This window comes from Mesorhizobium sp. P2_E6 (assembly GCF_056403835.1).
The window spans coordinates 23,693-39,314 of record NZ_JBFUEQ010000002.1 but is presented as its reverse complement, the minus strand read 5'-3'; the positions used below and the strand labels follow the sequence as shown (position 1 = coordinate 39,314).

Below are 15,622 nucleotides of genomic sequence, written 5' to 3'. Positions count from 1 at the left end.
CAGCATGGCCCTATCCGTGCCAGCCATCATGAAGACGACGGCAGCGCGGCTTTCGGCGCTCTACCTCCTGCTCTTCGCGCTCTGCGCCGTGCTGCTCGTCTTCTACATGACCTCGCTGTCGGCGCGCATGCTGACCGCGCAGACGCAGGAGACCATCAACGACGAAGTGCTCGGCCTCGCTCGCGCCTATCAGCGTGGCGGTCTGCCGATCCTGGTGCGCGTCGTCGAGCAGCGCTCGCGCCAGCCCGGCGCCAACCTCTATCTGATCGCCGACGCCAACGGCCAGATCCTGACCGGCAACGTGCAGAGCCTGGAGCCGGGCGTGCTCGAAACCGAAGGCTGGACCAACAGCCCGTTCTCCTATCAGCGCTTTGGTGAGGGAGAGCTCGAGCGGCAGCGCAATCTGCCGGCGGACCAGAGCACCACTCAATCCGATCCGAACGAACCGCAGGCGCAGGGCGAGAAGGGCCACAACGCCATCGCGCTGGTGCTTCGGCTGCCCAACCAGATGATCATGCTGGTCGGCCGCGATCTCGGCGAGCCGGAGCGGTTCCGCGCCGTCATCCGCCGCGCCCTGATGCTGGCGCTTGGCATGATGGGGCTGGGCGGACTGCTGATCTGGTTCTTTGTCGGCCGCGCCGCGCTGAAGCGCATCGACAGCGTGTCGGAAGCCAGCCGCCGCATCATGGGCGGCGATCTTTCCGGCCGGTTGCCGGTGACCGGCGCCGGCGACGAGTTCGACCGGCTATCCGAAAACCTCAATTCCATGCTGGCCAGGATCGCCACGCTCAACGAAGGCCTGAAACAGGTTTCCGACAACATCGCGCATGATTTGAAGACGCCGCTGACCCGGCTGCGCAACCGGGCCGAGGCGACGCTTGCGGGCAAGCACAAGACCACCGATTACCGTCAGGCGCTGGAAGGCACGATTGCCGAATCCGACCAGCTGATAAAAACCTTCAACGCCATCCTGATGATCTCCCGGCTGGAGGCTGGCTACTCCTCAGAGAACACCAACCGCGTCGATCTTGCGGAAGCCGTGCGCGATGTCGTCGAGCTCTACGAACCGGTGGCGGAGGAGGCAGGCGTCTCGCTGGAGACAGACGTGCGGGAAACGGTCTTCGTCAACGGCAACCGCGAATTGATCGGCCAGGCACTGTCGAACATCGTCGACAACGCCATCAAATATTCGACCGACTCCAACGCCCAACCGGCCGTGCGCGTGGCTGTTGAGCGGATCGGTACCGAAGTTCGACTGTCGGTTGCCGACAATGGCCAGGGCATTCCCGACGATGGCGACCGTGCCCGCGCGACCGAGCGTTTCGTGCGGCTGGAGAAAAGCCGTTCGCAGCCGGGTTCTGGTCTTGGCCTGAGCCTCGCCAAGGCGGTCATGACCTTCCACAATGGCCGGCTTGATCTCTTGCCTGGCAATCCCGGATTATCCGTGGTCATGAGTTTCCCCTCGCGGGAGGATCACTGATGAGTGCGGCTGCGAAGCAGGTGGAGACGGATTGGCTGCTGAAGCCGGTCGCCAGGCTTGCTCCGCTCGATGAAAGTCGGGCTCGGCAAGAGCTCGCCGAGATCACTTCCGCGGCGCGGGAAGAAGGGCTGGCGCGGTTGGCCAAATTCCTGTCCGGCACGGGGACAGGCCAGGATTTCCTGAAAGCTGTCTTCGATCTGTCGCCGTTCCTGCGCGATACGGCGCGTCGCCGGCCGCAGATTTTGGACGGCCTGTTCGAACAGACGGTCGAGGCGCGGCTGAAAGCGATCGGCGCCGCCATCGGCCAGGCGCATTTGGCCGAGGCGGTCTCGGAATCCGGCCTGATGATGGAACTGCGCCTGTGGAAGGCCGAGGCGCATTTCCTGATCGCTTTGGCCGATCTTGCCGGCGAAGCCGAAACGGCGCTGACGGTGCGGCGGCTAAGCGATCTGGCCGACGCTTGCACCCGCGCTGCCGTCGACTTCCTGCTGCGCGACGCGCATGGCCAGGGCAAGCTCAAGCTGCCGGATCTCGACGATCCGTCGAGGCAATCGGGCTGGATCCTGCTCGGCATGGGCAAGCTTGGCGCGCACGAGCTGAATTTTTCCTCCGACATCGATCTCGTCGTCTTCTTCGATCCGGAAGCGCCCGCCGTCGTTGATCCACTTGATGCCACCGAGCTGTTTTCGCGCCTGACGCGTCGCCTGGTGCGCATCCTGCAGGACCGCACCGAGCACGGTTATGTCTTCCGCACTGATCTCAGGTTGCGCCCCGATCCCGGTTCGACACCGCTGGCGATCCCGGTCGAGGCAGCGCTGCGCTATTATGAGGCGCGCGGCCAGAACTGGGAGCGCGCCGCGATGATCAAGGCGCGTCCAGTCGCCGGCGACCTCGCCGCCGGCGCTGCCTTCCTCAAGGAGTTGCAGCCCTACATCTGGCGCAAATACATGGACTACGCGGCGATTGCCGATGTCCATTCGATCAAGCGCCAGATCCACGCCCACAAGGGCCATGGCGAGATCGCCGTGAAGGGCCACAACGTCAAGCTCGGGCGCGGCGGCATCCGCGAGATCGAGTTCTTCGTCCAGACCCAGCAGCTCATCGCCGGCGGACGTTTCCCGGAACTGCGCGGGCGAGAGACCGTGCCGATGCTCGGCCAGCTTGCGGCGCGCAGCTGGATCACTTCAGACGCCCGCGATGCGCTGGCCCGACAGTACTGGTTCCTGCGCCGTGTCGAACATGCCGTGCAGATGGTTGCCGACGAGCAGACGCACACGCTGCCGGAAGACGATGAAGGGCTGGAGCGCATCGCCCGCATGCTCGGCTTTGCCGACGCCGCCGCCTTTTCCCAGGCCTTCCGCGCCTCGCTGCAACAGGTCGAACGCCACTACGCAGCCCTGTTCGAAACCGCGCCCGAGCTTTCGACGGGCATCGGCAATCTGGTCTTCACCGGCGATGTCGACGATCCCGACACGCTGCGGACCTTGCACGGCCTCGGCTTTCAGCGGCCGAGCGACATCTGCCGCGTCATCCGCGGCTGGCATTTCGGCCGCTATCGCGTCACCCGGTCGGCGGAAGCCCGCGAGCGGCTGACGGAACTGACGCCGGCGCTGCTGCGGTCCTTCGGCCAGACGCGCCGGGCCGACGAAGCCTTGATACGCTTCGACGAGTTTCTCGCCGGCCTGCCTGCCGGTATCCAGCTGTTCTCCTTGCTGCAATCCAATTCGGCGCTGTTGAAGCTCATGGCGACGATCATGGGTGCCGCACCCCGGCTGGCGGCGATCATCACGCGCCGACCGCATGTCTTCGATGGCTTGCTCGACCCGGCCTTGCTGACCGAATTGCCGGACCGTGCCTACCTGTCGGCGCGGCTTTCCGCCTTTGTCGAGGGCGACCGGCTTTATGAGGACGTGCTCGACCGGCTGCGCATTTTTGCCTCCGAGCAAAAGTTCCTGATCGGTGTCCGCTTGCTGGCCGGCTCGATCGATCCGGCTCGGGCCGGCCGCGCCTTTTCCGATCTTGCGGATCTCACCATCGAGGCGGCGTTACAGGCGGTGACCGCCGAATTCGCGGCACGCCACGGCACGATTGCCGGCGGCGTGGTTTCGCTGCTCGGCATGGGTAAGCTCGGCAGCCGCGAGCTGACCGCCGGATCGGACGTCGACCTCATCCTGCTCTACGACCACGCGCCGGATGCCGAAGAATCCGATGGCGACAAGCGGCTGGCGCCTTCGCATTACTACACCCGCATGACGCAGCGGCTGATCGCGGCCGTGTCCGCGCCAACCGCGGAAGGCGTGCTCTACGAACTCGACCTGCGCCTGCGGCCATCCGGCAACAAGGGGCCTGTGGCCACCCATGTCGATGCCTTCAAGAAGTACCAGCGCCAGGAGGCCTGGACGTGGGAGCACATGGCGCTGTCGCGGGCGCGTACCATTGCCGGCGATGCCGACCTGTGCAGCGAGGTTGAGGCGGAAGTGGCGGCAGTGCTTGGCCAGCCGCGCGACGCGGCAAAAGTGATGGCCGGGGCCTCGGATATGCGCGCCATGATCGAAAAGGAAAAGCCGCCGCGCGACCTATGGGACATCAAGCTGATCCCCGGCGGCCTGATCGATCTCGAATTCATCGCCCAGGTGGCCGTGCTCACCGGGCAGGTCGAAGCCGGCCCGAGTGCCCCGGCCGTGCCAATTGCACGTGCCCCGGCCGTTGGACGTGCCACCGGCACGGCCGAAATCCTGTCCCGCCTGGCGCCGGGCTTCGCCGATGCCGGGGTCAGGCAGGAACTTGGCGAAGCCTACGCGCTCTATCTGGCGCTGACCCAGATGACGCGGCTGTGCCTCACCGGAGCCTTCGAGCGCGACGATGTTCCGCCGGGGCTTTCGGATCTGCTTCTGGCGGTGACTGACCTGCCGGATTTCGGTGTGCTGGAAGCGCACCTCAAGGAGACGTCGCAAAAGGTCAGGAAGGACTTTGACCTTTTGCTTCGTGCCGGACGACTGTGAAGCCGTTCGTCAGGCCGCATCGGGGGTGACGATGTAACAGGAGAAGACCATGAGAACGACAACCAAACTTGCCCTTGCCTTCGTCGCCCTGGCCGGCGCCGTCGGCACCACGGCCTATGCCGAAAACAATGCCAGCGAAAAGCTGCGCGAGGGCACGATGATGCGCCTCAGCAAGGCGATGAGCGATTCCAACGGCACCATCAGCTTCGACCAGTTTTCCGACGCCATGAACGCGCGGCTGAAGAAACTCGTCGCCGACAATGGCGGCAAACTGACCGTCGCCCAACTCGCCGATGCGCTGGAGAAGGCGCGTTTTGAGCAGATGGCCAAACGCATCATCGCCCGCTACGACACCAGGGGCGATGGCACGCTGACATCAGACGACATCACCAGTCGCCAGAAGAAGGTCTTTGCCATGCTCGACAGGAACAATGACGGCAAGATCGAGAAGAGCGAACTGCCGAAAGGCGGCCGCTTTGGCCGTCATCGTGAATGGGATGGCGACGACAACGAAGGCGGCATGCAGTGAGGCTGTCCGATCCAGGCTCCGGCGACGTCAGTCGGAGCCTGTGGTTGCTCAGGCCGCGACCTTGATCGCCGGCGCGGCCTTCTTCACCGGAATGCGCACCGACACGATTGTGCCGACACCTTCGGTCGAACGGATTTTCAGCGCACCGCCCTGGAGCTCGGCCAGCGAGCGTGAGATGGCGAGGCCCAGGCCGGATCCGGCGTGGCTCTTGGAAAACTGGTTCTGCACCTGCTCGAAGGGTCGGCCGAGCTTGCCGAGCGCGTCTTTAGGGATGCCGCAGCCATTATCCTCGATGGTCAATACAAGCGCGCCGGAAGTGTTGCGGGCCCTGACCGATATGTGGCCGCCCTGGCCGGTGAATTTCACCGCGTTGGACAAGAGGTTGATGACGATCTGCTTGATCGCACGGCGATCTGCGAACAGCGTCAGCGCGTCGGCGATACGTGTTTCCACGGTGATCGCCTTTTGCGCCGCCTGCAGCGAGACGACGCGAACCGTCTCGCTGATCAGCGGACCGAGGTCGATCTGTTCCTGGTCCAGCGAGAATTGGCCAGCCTCGATCTTGGACATGTCGAGAATGTCGTTGATGACGCCCAGCAGATATTTGCCGCTGCTGTTGATGTCGGTGGCATATTCCTCGTAGCGCTCCGACCCCAGCGGACCGAACAGGCCCTGTTCCATCAGTTCGGAGAAGCCGATGATGGCGTTCAGCGGCGTGCGCAGTTCGTGTGACATATTGGCGAGGAATTCGGACTTCGCCCGGTTCGCCGCCTCGGCGCGTTCGGTTTCCTTCATGTATTTGCGGTTGAGGTCGACCAGTTCGCGCGATCGCTCCTCTTCGGCCCGGCGGGCGAGGCTCAGATCATGGATCGTCGCCATCAGCCGGCGCTCGCTGTCGACCAGCTTCTCCTGGTGCAGCTTGATCTGGGTGATGTCGGAGCCGACGGAGACGATGCCGCCGTCCCGGGTCTTCAGTTCGTTGACCTGCAGCCAGCGGCCGTCGGCCAGCTGCCGCTCGAAGGTCGCGCCGCCCTGCAGTCCGCTGGTGTTGGCAAGCCGCCGTTCGGAAGCAAAGGCCAGCATCCGGTCTTCCAGCACCGCGCGCGCGGTGCCGGGCATGACGTCGCGGTCCGAAAGTCCATTGTCTTGTTGGTATTTGGAATTGCACATGATCAGGCGCTGGGCCGAATCCCACAACACAAAGGATTCGTTGATGTTTTCGATCGCCGTTCTGAGGCGAAGGTCGGCCGCCTCGGAACGCAGCGCCAGATGGCGCTGTTCGGTGACGTCGACGGCGATGCCGATCAGCTGGATCTCCGGCGCTTCGGGATCGATGACCTGTGCCCGGGCGCGCATCCACACCCATTGGCCGTCGGCGTGGCGCATGCGGAACACCTGGTCGATATAGTCGATCTCACGGGCGACAATTCTGTTGGCGAGCTCGAACAGGTCGCCGTCCTCGGGATGGATGATCTCGTCGACCTCGCCGAAGGACAGCATCGTGTCGCAGGGCTTGTAGCCGAGCATGTCGTACATCGAGCGCGACCAGTACATCTTGCCGCGCACCATGTCCCAGTCCCACAGGCCACAGCGGCCGCGAACCAGCGCCATGTCGATGCGCTGATGCGCTTCGAGATAGATGCGATCGGCCGCCTGCGCGCGTGCCGCCTGGCCGAAATAGGCGTAGAGGATGATGATCAGCACGCCGGCCGTCAGCACGAACAGGGTGACGTTCAGCGAGACAGTCTTGCGCCAGGCGTCGAAAACCGCGTCCTGCGGTACCAGTGCCGCCGCGGCACCCTTTCGCCCATTCGCCAGGCTGACCGCCGCATACCAGTCCCGTCCGCCGATGTTGACCTCCATGACGCCTGCGCGGTCGCCAAACATGAACAATGGCTGGCCGCCCTCGACGAGGCCGTCGAGCGAATGGCTCTGCCATGGCACCGAGCGCGGTGTCACCGCGATGATCTTGAAAGCGCTGTCTGTGATGACGAGCACATGGCTGCGGCCCATCGCGCCCTGGCGGCTGGTGGTTTCCAACAGGTCCTGGATGGCGCCCGGCACCGTGTCCGAAGTGATGGCGAGCGAACTCGCCAGTTGACCCGCCGCCAGCGTGAGGATCGCCTTGGCGCTGCGTTCGATATCGTCGCGCTCGTTCATCAGCGACAGGACCCGCAGCGCCGCGATGACGATCAGGAAGGTGATGATGAGGGCAGGTATCGATCGGCGCAGCAGCGGCTCGGCGGCCAGAAGCCGCCGGTAGGCCGGTTCGGCGATGAGCCGCGTGTTCCCGGCAAGGCCGTCGCTTCGCGTCTCGCGATGCGCAAAAACCTTCCCCCCGGGCGCGCCCCACGCGTCCGCCTTCGCCATAAATGGCACTCCCCGAAGTTGCCTATGCTGCTTTGATCCGGCAAACGCCGCACATCCGAATCGTCAGTAAAGAATCAAAGGTGATTCGCCTTGTCCAGTGGTCCGGCGAAAAAAGATTAAAAATTGACTAAAATAGTGCCGAAACGGCCCTTTCCGGACAAGAGCGCACGTCTACGCCAGCGTGCGATCGACAATATCGCTCAGATCCGCCGACAGGTCTCCGGCTTTCGCGATCGAAAGCAGCGCTTCCCTGGCCTTGGCCTGTCGGCCAGGTTCGAGCGAACGCCATGAGCGGAGTGCCGTCGCCAGCCTCGCCGCCAATTGCGGATTGCGCTTTTCGACCTCGAGCACGGTCTGCGAGAAGAACCGGTAGCCCTCGCCGTCCGCACGGTGGAAGCCGGTCTGGTTGGCGCTGGAAAAGGTGCCGATCAACGAGCGCACCCGGTTCGGATTGTGCATCGAGAAAGCGGGATGAGCGGTCAGCGCGCGCACCGTGTCGACGGCCTGCGGACCGGGCACGCTGGCCTGGATCTGGAACCATTTGTCCATGATTAGCGGGTCGGAGCCATAAGTCGTCTCGAATGCAACCAGCGCCTGGATCGCCTGGGGCGAACCGTGGTGGCGATGCGCAAGCATGGCAAGGGCCGCGGCGCGGTCTGTCATGTTGGTCGCCGATTGGAAATGTCCGGCGGCAAGTGCTGCTCCCCCCGGCTGCATCGAGAGATAGTCCAGCAGGGTGTTGCGCAAGGCCCGTCGTCCGGCGCTCGCCGCATCCGGGCTGAATGCCGCTTTGTCGGCAAGCCTGTCGTAGAGGCCGGCAAAATTGTCAGAGTTGGCCGTGCCTATTGCCAGTGCAAGCGCCTCGCGGGCAGCGTAGATGGCGTCGGGGTCAATGTTGCTGCCGATATCGCGGGCAATGTCGGCTTCGCCAGGCAGCGCCAGCGCCAGCGCCCGGTAGGCCGGCTCCAGCGTCTCGTCGGCGGCGATGCCGCCGGCGAGTTCGGTCAGCCGCGACGCGAAAACCGGCTGCCTGCCGCCGAGGATCTCGCGGAAGGCGGCAATCAGCGCGTCGGTCAACAGCGTGTTGAAGGCCTGCCAGCGCGAGAAGGCGTCGCTGTCATGGCGGGCGAGGAAGAACTGGTCGTCGGCCTTCTGCTCGACGGACAGCGTCACCGGTGCCGAAAAACCGCGGTTGAGCGACACCGCCGGTCGCTCGGCAACACCTGAGAACCGCACCATGTGGCGGCGCTTGCGGACATGGATGACGCCGTCCTCGACGCTGGCGCCCTCGACGCCGCTGTAGTCGACCGGCTGGCCACCGGCGCCGATCAGGCCGAAGGCGAGCGGGATGTGCATCAGCCGCTTGCGGCTCTCGGAGGGTGTCGGCGGCACCGACTGCTCGATTTCGAGCATGAACTCCTGCGACGCCGGATTGTGCGTCGAACTGATGGTCAAATTGGGCGTGCCCGCCTGGTGGTACCAGAGCGCGAACTGCGACAGGTCGCGGCCGGATGCGTCCTCGAACACCTTGATGAAATCCTCGATCGTCGCCGCGTCGCCGTCGTGACGCTCGAAATAGAGGTCCATGCCGGCACGAAAGGCATCGGGCCCGAGAATGGTGCGGATCATGCGCACCACTTCGGAGCCTTTCTCGTAGACCGTCGCCGTGTAGAAATTGTTGATCTCGCGGTAGCGACGTGGCCGCACCGGATGCGCCAGCGGGCCCTGGTCCTCGGGAAACTGGTGGGAGCGCAGCGTGCGCACTTCGGCGATCCGCTTGACCGCGCGCGAGCGCTGGTCGGCGGAGAATTCGTGGTCGCGGAAAACCGTCAGCCCTTCCTTCAGGCAGAGCTGGAACCAGTCGCGGCAAGTGATTCTGTTGCCTGTCCAATTGTGAAAATACTCATGCGCGATGATCGCCTCGATATTGGCGAAATCGGCATCCGTCGCTGTCTCCTGATCGGCCAGCACATATTTGTCGTTGAAGATGTTGAGGCCCTTGTTCTCCATCGCGCCCATGTTGAAGTCGGACACGGCGACGATGTTGAAGACGTCGAGGTCGTATTCGCGGCCGAACGCCTCTTCATCCCATTTCATCGACCGCTTCAGGGCGTCCATCGCGTAGCCGGCCAGCTTTTCCTTGCCGGGCTCGACATAGATGCCGAGCTCGACCATGCGGCCGGACAGGGTGACGAAACTGTCGGCGACTTTGCCGAGATTGCCCGCCACCAGCGCGAACAGATAGGACGGCTTGGGGAAGGGGTCGTGCCATCTAGCAAAGTGCCAGCCATCGCCGATGTCACCCTTGTCGACCAGGTTGCCGTTGGACAAAAGCAGCGGCGCCTCGTCGCGCAGGGCTTCGATGCGCACTGTGTAGACAGACAGGATGTCGGGGCGATCGAGGAAATAGGTGATGCGGCGAAAGCCCTCTGCCTCGCATTGCGTACAGTAGACATTGCTCGAGCGGTAAAGGCCCATGAGCGCTTCGTTGCCCACCGGCGCCAATTCGGTCTCGATGAGCAGCTGGAAGCGCCGCGCGGCCGGCGGCTCGAGGATGGTCAGCTGGTCTGGCGTCACCAGAAAATCGGCCGGTTTCGCTTTCTTGCCGCCGATCTCGACGCGCTTGAGCGTCAGCCCGTCGCCGTCGAGCACCAACGGAGCCGACGCGGATACACCGTCACGGCGCTCGACCGTGAGCACGGCGGTGACGCGCGTTGCGTCTGGCGAAAGGCGGAAGGTGAGGTTGGTTTGCGGAATGAGGTAATCATTGGGGCGGTAGTCTTCGAGCTTGAAGACCTGGCCGGTGTCCGTGCGCATTCCGTGGGTTTTCCTGTCGATTGCCTTGGCGGCGGATTGTTTCCGCTGGTCCAAGAAATTTGAAGTCCGCGCTCTTTACACGAAACAGCCCCTCGACAAAACTGAGACGGCGCCTATTTCAGGCGTTCCTCCTCCCATTCATCATCACGAGGCCTCCATGACCGTCGTCACGCCGAAATTCGGGATGGGCGCATCCGTGCTGCGGCGCGAGGATGCCGCCTTCATCCAGGGCCAGGGCCGCTACACGGATGACATCCAGCCGGCCGGCGTCCTGCATGGCTATGTCCTGCGCTCGCCGGTCGCCAAGGCCAGCTTCACCATCGGTTCGACCGAGGCGGCGAAGGCAGCGCCCGGCGTGCATCTGGTGCTGATCGGCAAGGACCTTGCCCATCTCGGCGATCTCAAGTCCGGCGTCATGCAGCAACAGCCGGACGGCACCAAGGCGCCGACCCGCGACATTCCGGTCCTGTGCCGTGACCGCGTCAACTATGTCGGCGACGCCGTTGCCTTCGTCGTCGCCGACAGCCGCGCTTTGGCGCAGGATGCCGCCGAACTGATCGACGTCGACTATGACAGCGAAGATGCGGCGTCCGGAACGGCGACGGCGCTCGCCGAAGGCACGCCGCTGGTCTGGCCGGAACTCGGCTCGAATCGGGCCTTCAGCTACCATACGGGCGACAAGAAAAAGACGGACGCGGCTTTCGCCAAGGCCGCCCATGTCACCCGCATCGAATTCGTCAACAACCGGCTGGTCTGCAACTACATGGAGCCGCGCTCGGCGATCGGCGAGTGGAACGTTCAGGAGAACCGCTTCGTGCTGACCACGGGGTCACAGGGCGTGCATTCCATGCAGTACATCCTGGCCAGCCTGTTCAAGATCAAGAAGGACCAGCTGCGTGTCATCACGCCGGATGTCGGCGGCGGTTTCGGGCCGAAGAGCTTCGTCTACCGCGAATACCCGCTGGTGCTCGAGGCGGCGAAGCGGCTTGGCCGTCCGGTGAAATGGGCCGGCGACCGCACCGAACACTTCCTGACCGACGCGCAAGGCCGCGACAATGTCGTGAAAGCCGAGATGGCGCTGGACAAGGATGGCCGCTTCCTTGGCATGAAGGTGGACCTGCTCGCCAATATGGGCGCCTATGTCTCGCAATACGGTCCCTACATTCCCTATATCGGCGTCACCATGTCGACCGGCGTCTACGACATCCAGGCGCTCGACGTGTCGGTCACCGGCCTCTACACCAACACCTGCCCGGTCGATGCCTATCGCGGCGCCGGTCGCCCGGAAGCGGCGTTCCTCCTGGAAAAGCTCGTCGACGCCTGCGCCCACGATCTGGGTCTGCCCGTCGAAGAAATCCGGCGCCGCAATTTCATCCGGCCCGAGCAGTTTCCCTACCGCACGCAGACCGGCCGTCTCTACGACACCGGCGAATTCGAAGGCCATATGACGCGCGCCATTGAACAGGCGGAATGGAAGGCGTTTCCGGCGCGGCTCGAACAGTCGAAAGCAGGCGGAAAGATCCGCGGCCTCGGCATGGCGACCTATATCGAGGCCTGCGCCTTTCCGGGTTCGGAACCGGCCTTTGTCGAACTCAACGGCGACGGAACGGTGACGCTGAAGATCGGCACCCAGACCAACGGCCAGGGGCATGCCACCGCCTACGCGCAGTTCCTGTCGGAAAAGCTCAATCTCGACATCGACAAGATCCATGTCCGCCAGGGCGATACCGACGAGCTGAAGGCCGGCGGCGGCACCGGCGGCTCGCGCTCGATTCCGCTCGGCGGCGTTTCGGCGTCGCGCGCCGGTGAAGATCTGGCCAACAAGATCAAGCGCATCGCCGCCGACGAGCTGGAGGCCTCGGCTGGCGACATCGAATTGTCGGACGGCGTCGCCCGCATCGTCGGCACCGACCGCACGATAGATTTTTCCGCCATCGCCAAGGCCGCCAAGACGCCGGATGATCTCAAGGGGTTCGGCGAGTTCGTGCAGGACGAGTGCACCTATCCCAACGGTACCCATATCTGCGAGGTCGAGATCGACCCCGACACCGGCACCACCGACATCGTCCGCTACACCATAGTCGACGATTTCGGCGTCACCGTGAATCCGATCCTGCTCGCCGGTCAGGTGCATGGCGGCGTCGTGCAAGGCATTGGCCAGGCGCTGACCGAGGACACCATCTACGGCGAGGATGGACAGCTCTTGACGGCGAGCTTCATGGACTACGCCATGCCGCGCGCCGACAATTTCCCATTCTTCCATTTCGAGACCCGCAACGTGCCTTCGACGACCAATGCGCTGGGCATCAAGGGGGCAGGCGAAGCCGGCACCATCGGCTCGACGCCGGCGGCACTCAATGCGGTGACGGACGCGCTCTGGCGCGCCTACGGTGTCAAGCACATCGACATGCCGGCGACGCCGGCGCGCATCTGGGCAACGATCCGGGAAGCGGCTAGATCATGATCCCGAAAAGTGGGAACCGGTTTTCGGAAAAGATTATGGTCAGGCAAGAAAACAGAGTTCCATTCCGATCATATCGGGATGGATCAGACTCGTGACAGCAAAAGCAGGTCAGGCCGCAGCAGCCAGCGACCATCCCGTCGGGCACAGCACGCTCACCGGCATCACGCTCAAGATCGTTTCGGTGGCGGTCTTCGTCGGCATGTCGACCTGCATCAAGGCGGCGGGCACCGTGCCGGCGGGCCAGATCGTCTTCTTCCGCTCCTTCTTCGCCATCTTTCCGATCATTGCCTTTCTCGCCTTCAAGGGAAAACTCGGCACTGCGTTTTCGACCAAGCGCCCGCTCAATCACATTGCGCGCGGTGTCGTTGGCGTCTGCGCCATGGGACTTGGCTTTTTCGCGCTGACGCGGCTGCCGCTGCCGGAGGCGATCACGCTGAACTACGCGCAGCCGCTTCTGGTGGTGGTGTTCAGTTCGATCTTCCTCGGCGAAGCCATCCGCGTCTATCGCTGGAGCGCGGTCGCTGTCGGCCTGATCGGTGTGCTGATCATCTCCTGGCCGGAACTGACGCTGCTGAGTTCCGACGAGGCGCTCGACGACCAGGAAGTGCTCGGCGTCATTGCCGCTCTTGTCGCGGCGGCGATCTCGGCCGTCGCCATGCTGCTGGTGCGCAATCTCGTGCAAAGCGAGCGCACCGCGACCATCGTGCTGTGGTTTTCGGTGACGGCGAGCGTCATGGCGCTGCTCTCGTTGCCGTTCGGCTGGCAGGCGCTGACGCCGCTCCAGGCGGCTCTTCTTGTCGCTGCCGGCTTCTGCGGCGGCCTCGGCCAGATCCTGATGACTTCGGCCTATCGCCATGCCGAAGCCTCGGTCGTGGCGCCCTTCGAATACACCTCGATGATCCTTGGCGTCGTCGTCGGTTATATCGTCTTTGGCGACGTTGCCACGCTCAACATGCTGGTCGGTGGCCTGATCGTCGTTGCCGCCGGGATCTTCATCATCTGGCGCGAGCGCCAGCTTGGTCTGCAGCGCACCCGCACGCGACGGGCGACTCTGCCTCAGGGGTGAGGAGAGGTCCGCATAGCGGACGGAAAGCCAATTGCTTGGCTTTCCGGAACGACGAAACGCCCAGAGCGAAAGCGAAGGGCCGGGTCAGGCTTCCCTGTTACGATCGTTCGGCCCGCTCCTTCGCCAGCCGCACCAGCACCGTCCTCGTCTGTTCGTCGGCCGGGAAAAACGATTCGATCGCCAGTTCCGACAGCGTCACGTCGAGCGGCGTCCCGAACACCGTGATGGTGCTGATGAACGACAGCACCTGATCGCCATGCGCCAGCCTTAGCGGGTGCACGATGGCATTCGGCTCGACCGGCGCCGGCCGGCTGCCGTTCAAGCCGGACGGATAAGTCCGCAGTTCGCGCTCCAGGTCGATCAGCACCGGATCGCCGCTGGCGTCGTTCTGGTGCTTGAGACGCTCGAGCAAGTGCGTGCGCCATTCCTGAAGATTGACGATGCGTGGAGCGATACCGCCCGGATGCAGGCTGAGCCGAAGCACGTTGACCGGCGGTGTCAGCAGCGAAGCCTCGCTGACATCGGCAAGGAAGGGAGCGATGGCGGCATTCGCCGAAACCAGGTTCCAGTGCCGGTCGACGGCGAGCGCTGGGAAGGGCTCGTGTCCCTTGAGCACGATCTCAACGGCCGCCATTGCCGGCGCCAGCGTCGTGTCGCTGAGCGACCGCTCGCCGAAGCTCGGCGCAAAGCCTGCGGCAAGCAACAACTGGTTGCGCTGCCGGAGCGGGATCGACAATTGCTCGGCCAGATGCAGCACCATGTCGCGCGAGGGCGCGGCACGCCCGCTCTCGACGAAGCTCAGATGGCGCTGCGAGATTTCGGCTTCCATGGCGAGGTCGAGCTGGCTCATGCGACGGCGGGTGCGCCATTCCCGAATGAGGCTGCCGGCGGAATTTTGGGCTGTTGTCATGGGGGCATGGTTAGGCTGGCAGTGGATGCATTTCAATTACCTGGGAGGTTATGGCCCTGTCCCTCCTCCACAAGGAGAGAAGGGAAGAGCTGCCGCGCTTCAACCAAGTGCCCGCAGCTTCGCCTTCACTTCGAGGAAATCCCGCCATGCCAGCTTCTTATGCGATGGGGTCCGCAGGAGATAGGCCGGATGCAGCGTTGGCATGGCCGGGATGGCGATGCCGGAAGCTGTCGTGTGGACGCGCCAGTTGCCGCGCAGCCGCAAGATACCTTCCGAAGTGTTGAGCAAGGTCTTGGCCGAAGGGCCGCCGAGGTTGATCAGCACCTTCGGATTGACCAGCTCGATCTGCCGCTCGATGAACGGCCGGCAGATCTCGGTCTCGTGCGGCGTCGGCGTGCGATTGCCCGGCGGCCGCCACGGAATGACGTTGGCGATATAGACCGAAGTGCGGTCGAGGCCGATCGCCGCCAGCATTTGGTCGAGCAGCCGGCCCGAGCGGCCGACGAAGGGAAGGCCCTCGATGTCCTCGTCGCGGCCGGGGGCTTCGCCCACCAGCATGACGGCGGCCGCCGGGTTGCCGTCGGCGAACACCAGGTTCTTGGCGGTGGCCTTCAGATTGCAGCCGTCGAAGGCCGCCATGTGCTGGCGAAGCTCGTCCAGGGTCGTTGCCGTCGTTGCCAGGTGGCGCGCCAGCGCCGCCTGCGCCTCGTCCGGAACCGCAGCGGTTATCGACGGTGCACGCGCCACGGGCGGAAGATTTGCCCTGTCGGCCGGCTCGGGGCGCGACGCGTTCGTCGAACCAGGTGGCGCAACGGCGTCGGTGGACGGCGCCACCGGCCGCTCCGCCGGTTTGGGCGCCTCTGCGAACCGGTTCACCGGCTGGTCTTCAAGCGCCTCGTCGACACCGGCGCTGGCATAAAAGGCCAGCAGGTCGGCAAGGTCCTGTCTGTTGTTTGGGGAAGCGGCAGTCATGGCGGCACATTC

Annotated in this window: 9 protein-coding genes; 5 read left to right on the top strand and 4 right to left on the bottom strand. The window is 64.2% G+C overall.

Features of this window, described 5'->3' with window-relative positions:
* Positions 1–4: 4 nt before the first annotated feature.
* The 3 genes from AC1D08_RS04915 to AC1D08_RS04905 are packed head-to-tail and all read left to right on the top strand — an operon-like array spanning position 5 to position 5,011.
* Positions 5–1,480: a sensor histidine kinase gene (locus tag AC1D08_RS04915; RefSeq protein WP_477226209.1), complete on the top strand. Its 1,476-nt coding sequence runs from the start codon at positions 5–7 to the stop codon at positions 1,478–1,480.
* Positions 1,480–4,482: a bifunctional [glutamine synthetase] adenylyltransferase/[glutamine synthetase]-adenylyl-L-tyrosine phosphorylase gene (locus tag AC1D08_RS04910; RefSeq protein ID WP_477422665.1), complete on the top strand. Its 3,003-nt coding sequence runs from the start codon at positions 1,480–1,482 to the stop codon at positions 4,480–4,482. Before AC1D08_RS04915 ends, AC1D08_RS04910 begins: the two co-directional genes overlap by 1 nt.
* 49 nt (positions 4,483–4,531) lie before the next feature.
* On the top strand, positions 4,532–5,011 hold the full coding sequence (locus tag AC1D08_RS04905) for an EF-hand domain-containing protein (RefSeq protein ID WP_457151970.1): 480 nt from the start codon (positions 4,532–4,534) through the stop codon (positions 5,009–5,011).
* A gap of 48 nt (positions 5,012–5,059) precedes the next feature.
* Here the strand turns inward: AC1D08_RS04905 and AC1D08_RS04900 are convergent, their stop codons facing one another.
* Both AC1D08_RS04900 and pepN read right to left on the bottom strand, forming a co-directional pair.
* On the bottom strand, positions 5,060–7,381 hold the full coding sequence (locus tag AC1D08_RS04900; protein ID WP_477422663.1) for a PAS domain-containing sensor histidine kinase: 2,322 nt from the start codon (positions 7,379–7,381) through the stop codon (positions 5,060–5,062).
* Positions 7,382–7,552: 171 nt separating this feature from the next.
* The gene (gene pepN / locus AC1D08_RS04895; protein WP_457151968.1) at positions 7,553–10,198 is read right to left on the bottom strand and encodes an aminopeptidase N; all 2,646 of its coding nucleotides are present in this window, start codon (positions 10,196–10,198) and stop codon (positions 7,553–7,555) included.
* A 157-nt stretch (positions 10,199–10,355) separates the two neighbouring features.
* Here pepN and AC1D08_RS04890 point away from each other — a divergent pair, with 157 nt between their 5' ends.
* Both AC1D08_RS04890 and AC1D08_RS04885 read left to right on the top strand, forming a co-directional pair.
* Complete coding sequence (locus AC1D08_RS04890; protein WP_457151967.1) at positions 10,356–12,662, top strand: xanthine dehydrogenase family protein molybdopterin-binding subunit; 2,307 nt, start codon at positions 10,356–10,358, stop codon at positions 12,660–12,662.
* Between the two features lie 91 nt (positions 12,663–12,753).
* Complete coding sequence (locus tag AC1D08_RS04885) at positions 12,754–13,728, top strand: DMT family transporter (protein WP_457151966.1); 975 nt, start codon at positions 12,754–12,756, stop codon at positions 13,726–13,728.
* A 97-nt stretch (positions 13,729–13,825) separates the two neighbouring features.
* Here the strand turns inward: AC1D08_RS04885 and AC1D08_RS04880 are convergent, their stop codons facing one another.
* The gene (locus AC1D08_RS04880) at positions 13,826–14,638 is read right to left on the bottom strand and encodes a helix-turn-helix domain-containing protein (RefSeq protein WP_457151965.1); all 813 of its coding nucleotides are present in this window, start codon (positions 14,636–14,638) and stop codon (positions 13,826–13,828) included.
* A 99-nt stretch (positions 14,639–14,737) separates the two neighbouring features.
* On the bottom strand, positions 14,738–15,610 hold the full coding sequence (locus AC1D08_RS04875; protein ID WP_477422660.1) for a uracil-DNA glycosylase: 873 nt from the start codon (positions 15,608–15,610) through the stop codon (positions 14,738–14,740).
* Positions 15,611–15,622: the final 12 nt, after the last annotated feature.

Coding starts and splice junctions, on each gene's coding strand:
- AC1D08_RS04915 (WP_477226209.1), top strand. CDS start 5: ATGGCCCTATCCGTGCCAGCCATCATGAAGACGACGGCAGCGCGGCTT.
- AC1D08_RS04910 (WP_477422665.1), top strand. CDS start 1,480: ATGAGTGCGGCTGCGAAGCAGGTGGAGACGGATTGGCTGCTGAAGCCG.
- AC1D08_RS04905 (WP_457151970.1), top strand. CDS start 4,532: ATGAGAACGACAACCAAACTTGCCCTTGCCTTCGTCGCCCTGGCCGGC.
- AC1D08_RS04900 (WP_477422663.1), bottom strand. CDS start 7,381: ATGGCGAAGGCGGACGCGTGGGGCGCGCCCGGGGGGAAGGTTTTTGCG.
- pepN (WP_457151968.1), bottom strand. CDS start 10,198: ATGCGCACGGACACCGGCCAGGTCTTCAAGCTCGAAGACTACCGCCCC.
- AC1D08_RS04890 (WP_457151967.1), top strand. CDS start 10,356: ATGACCGTCGTCACGCCGAAATTCGGGATGGGCGCATCCGTGCTGCGG.
- AC1D08_RS04880 (WP_457151965.1), bottom strand. CDS start 14,638: ATGACAACAGCCCAAAATTCCGCCGGCAGCCTCATTCGGGAATGGCGC.
- AC1D08_RS04875 (WP_477422660.1), bottom strand. CDS start 15,610: ATGACTGCCGCTTCCCCAAACAACAGACAGGACCTTGCCGACCTGCTG.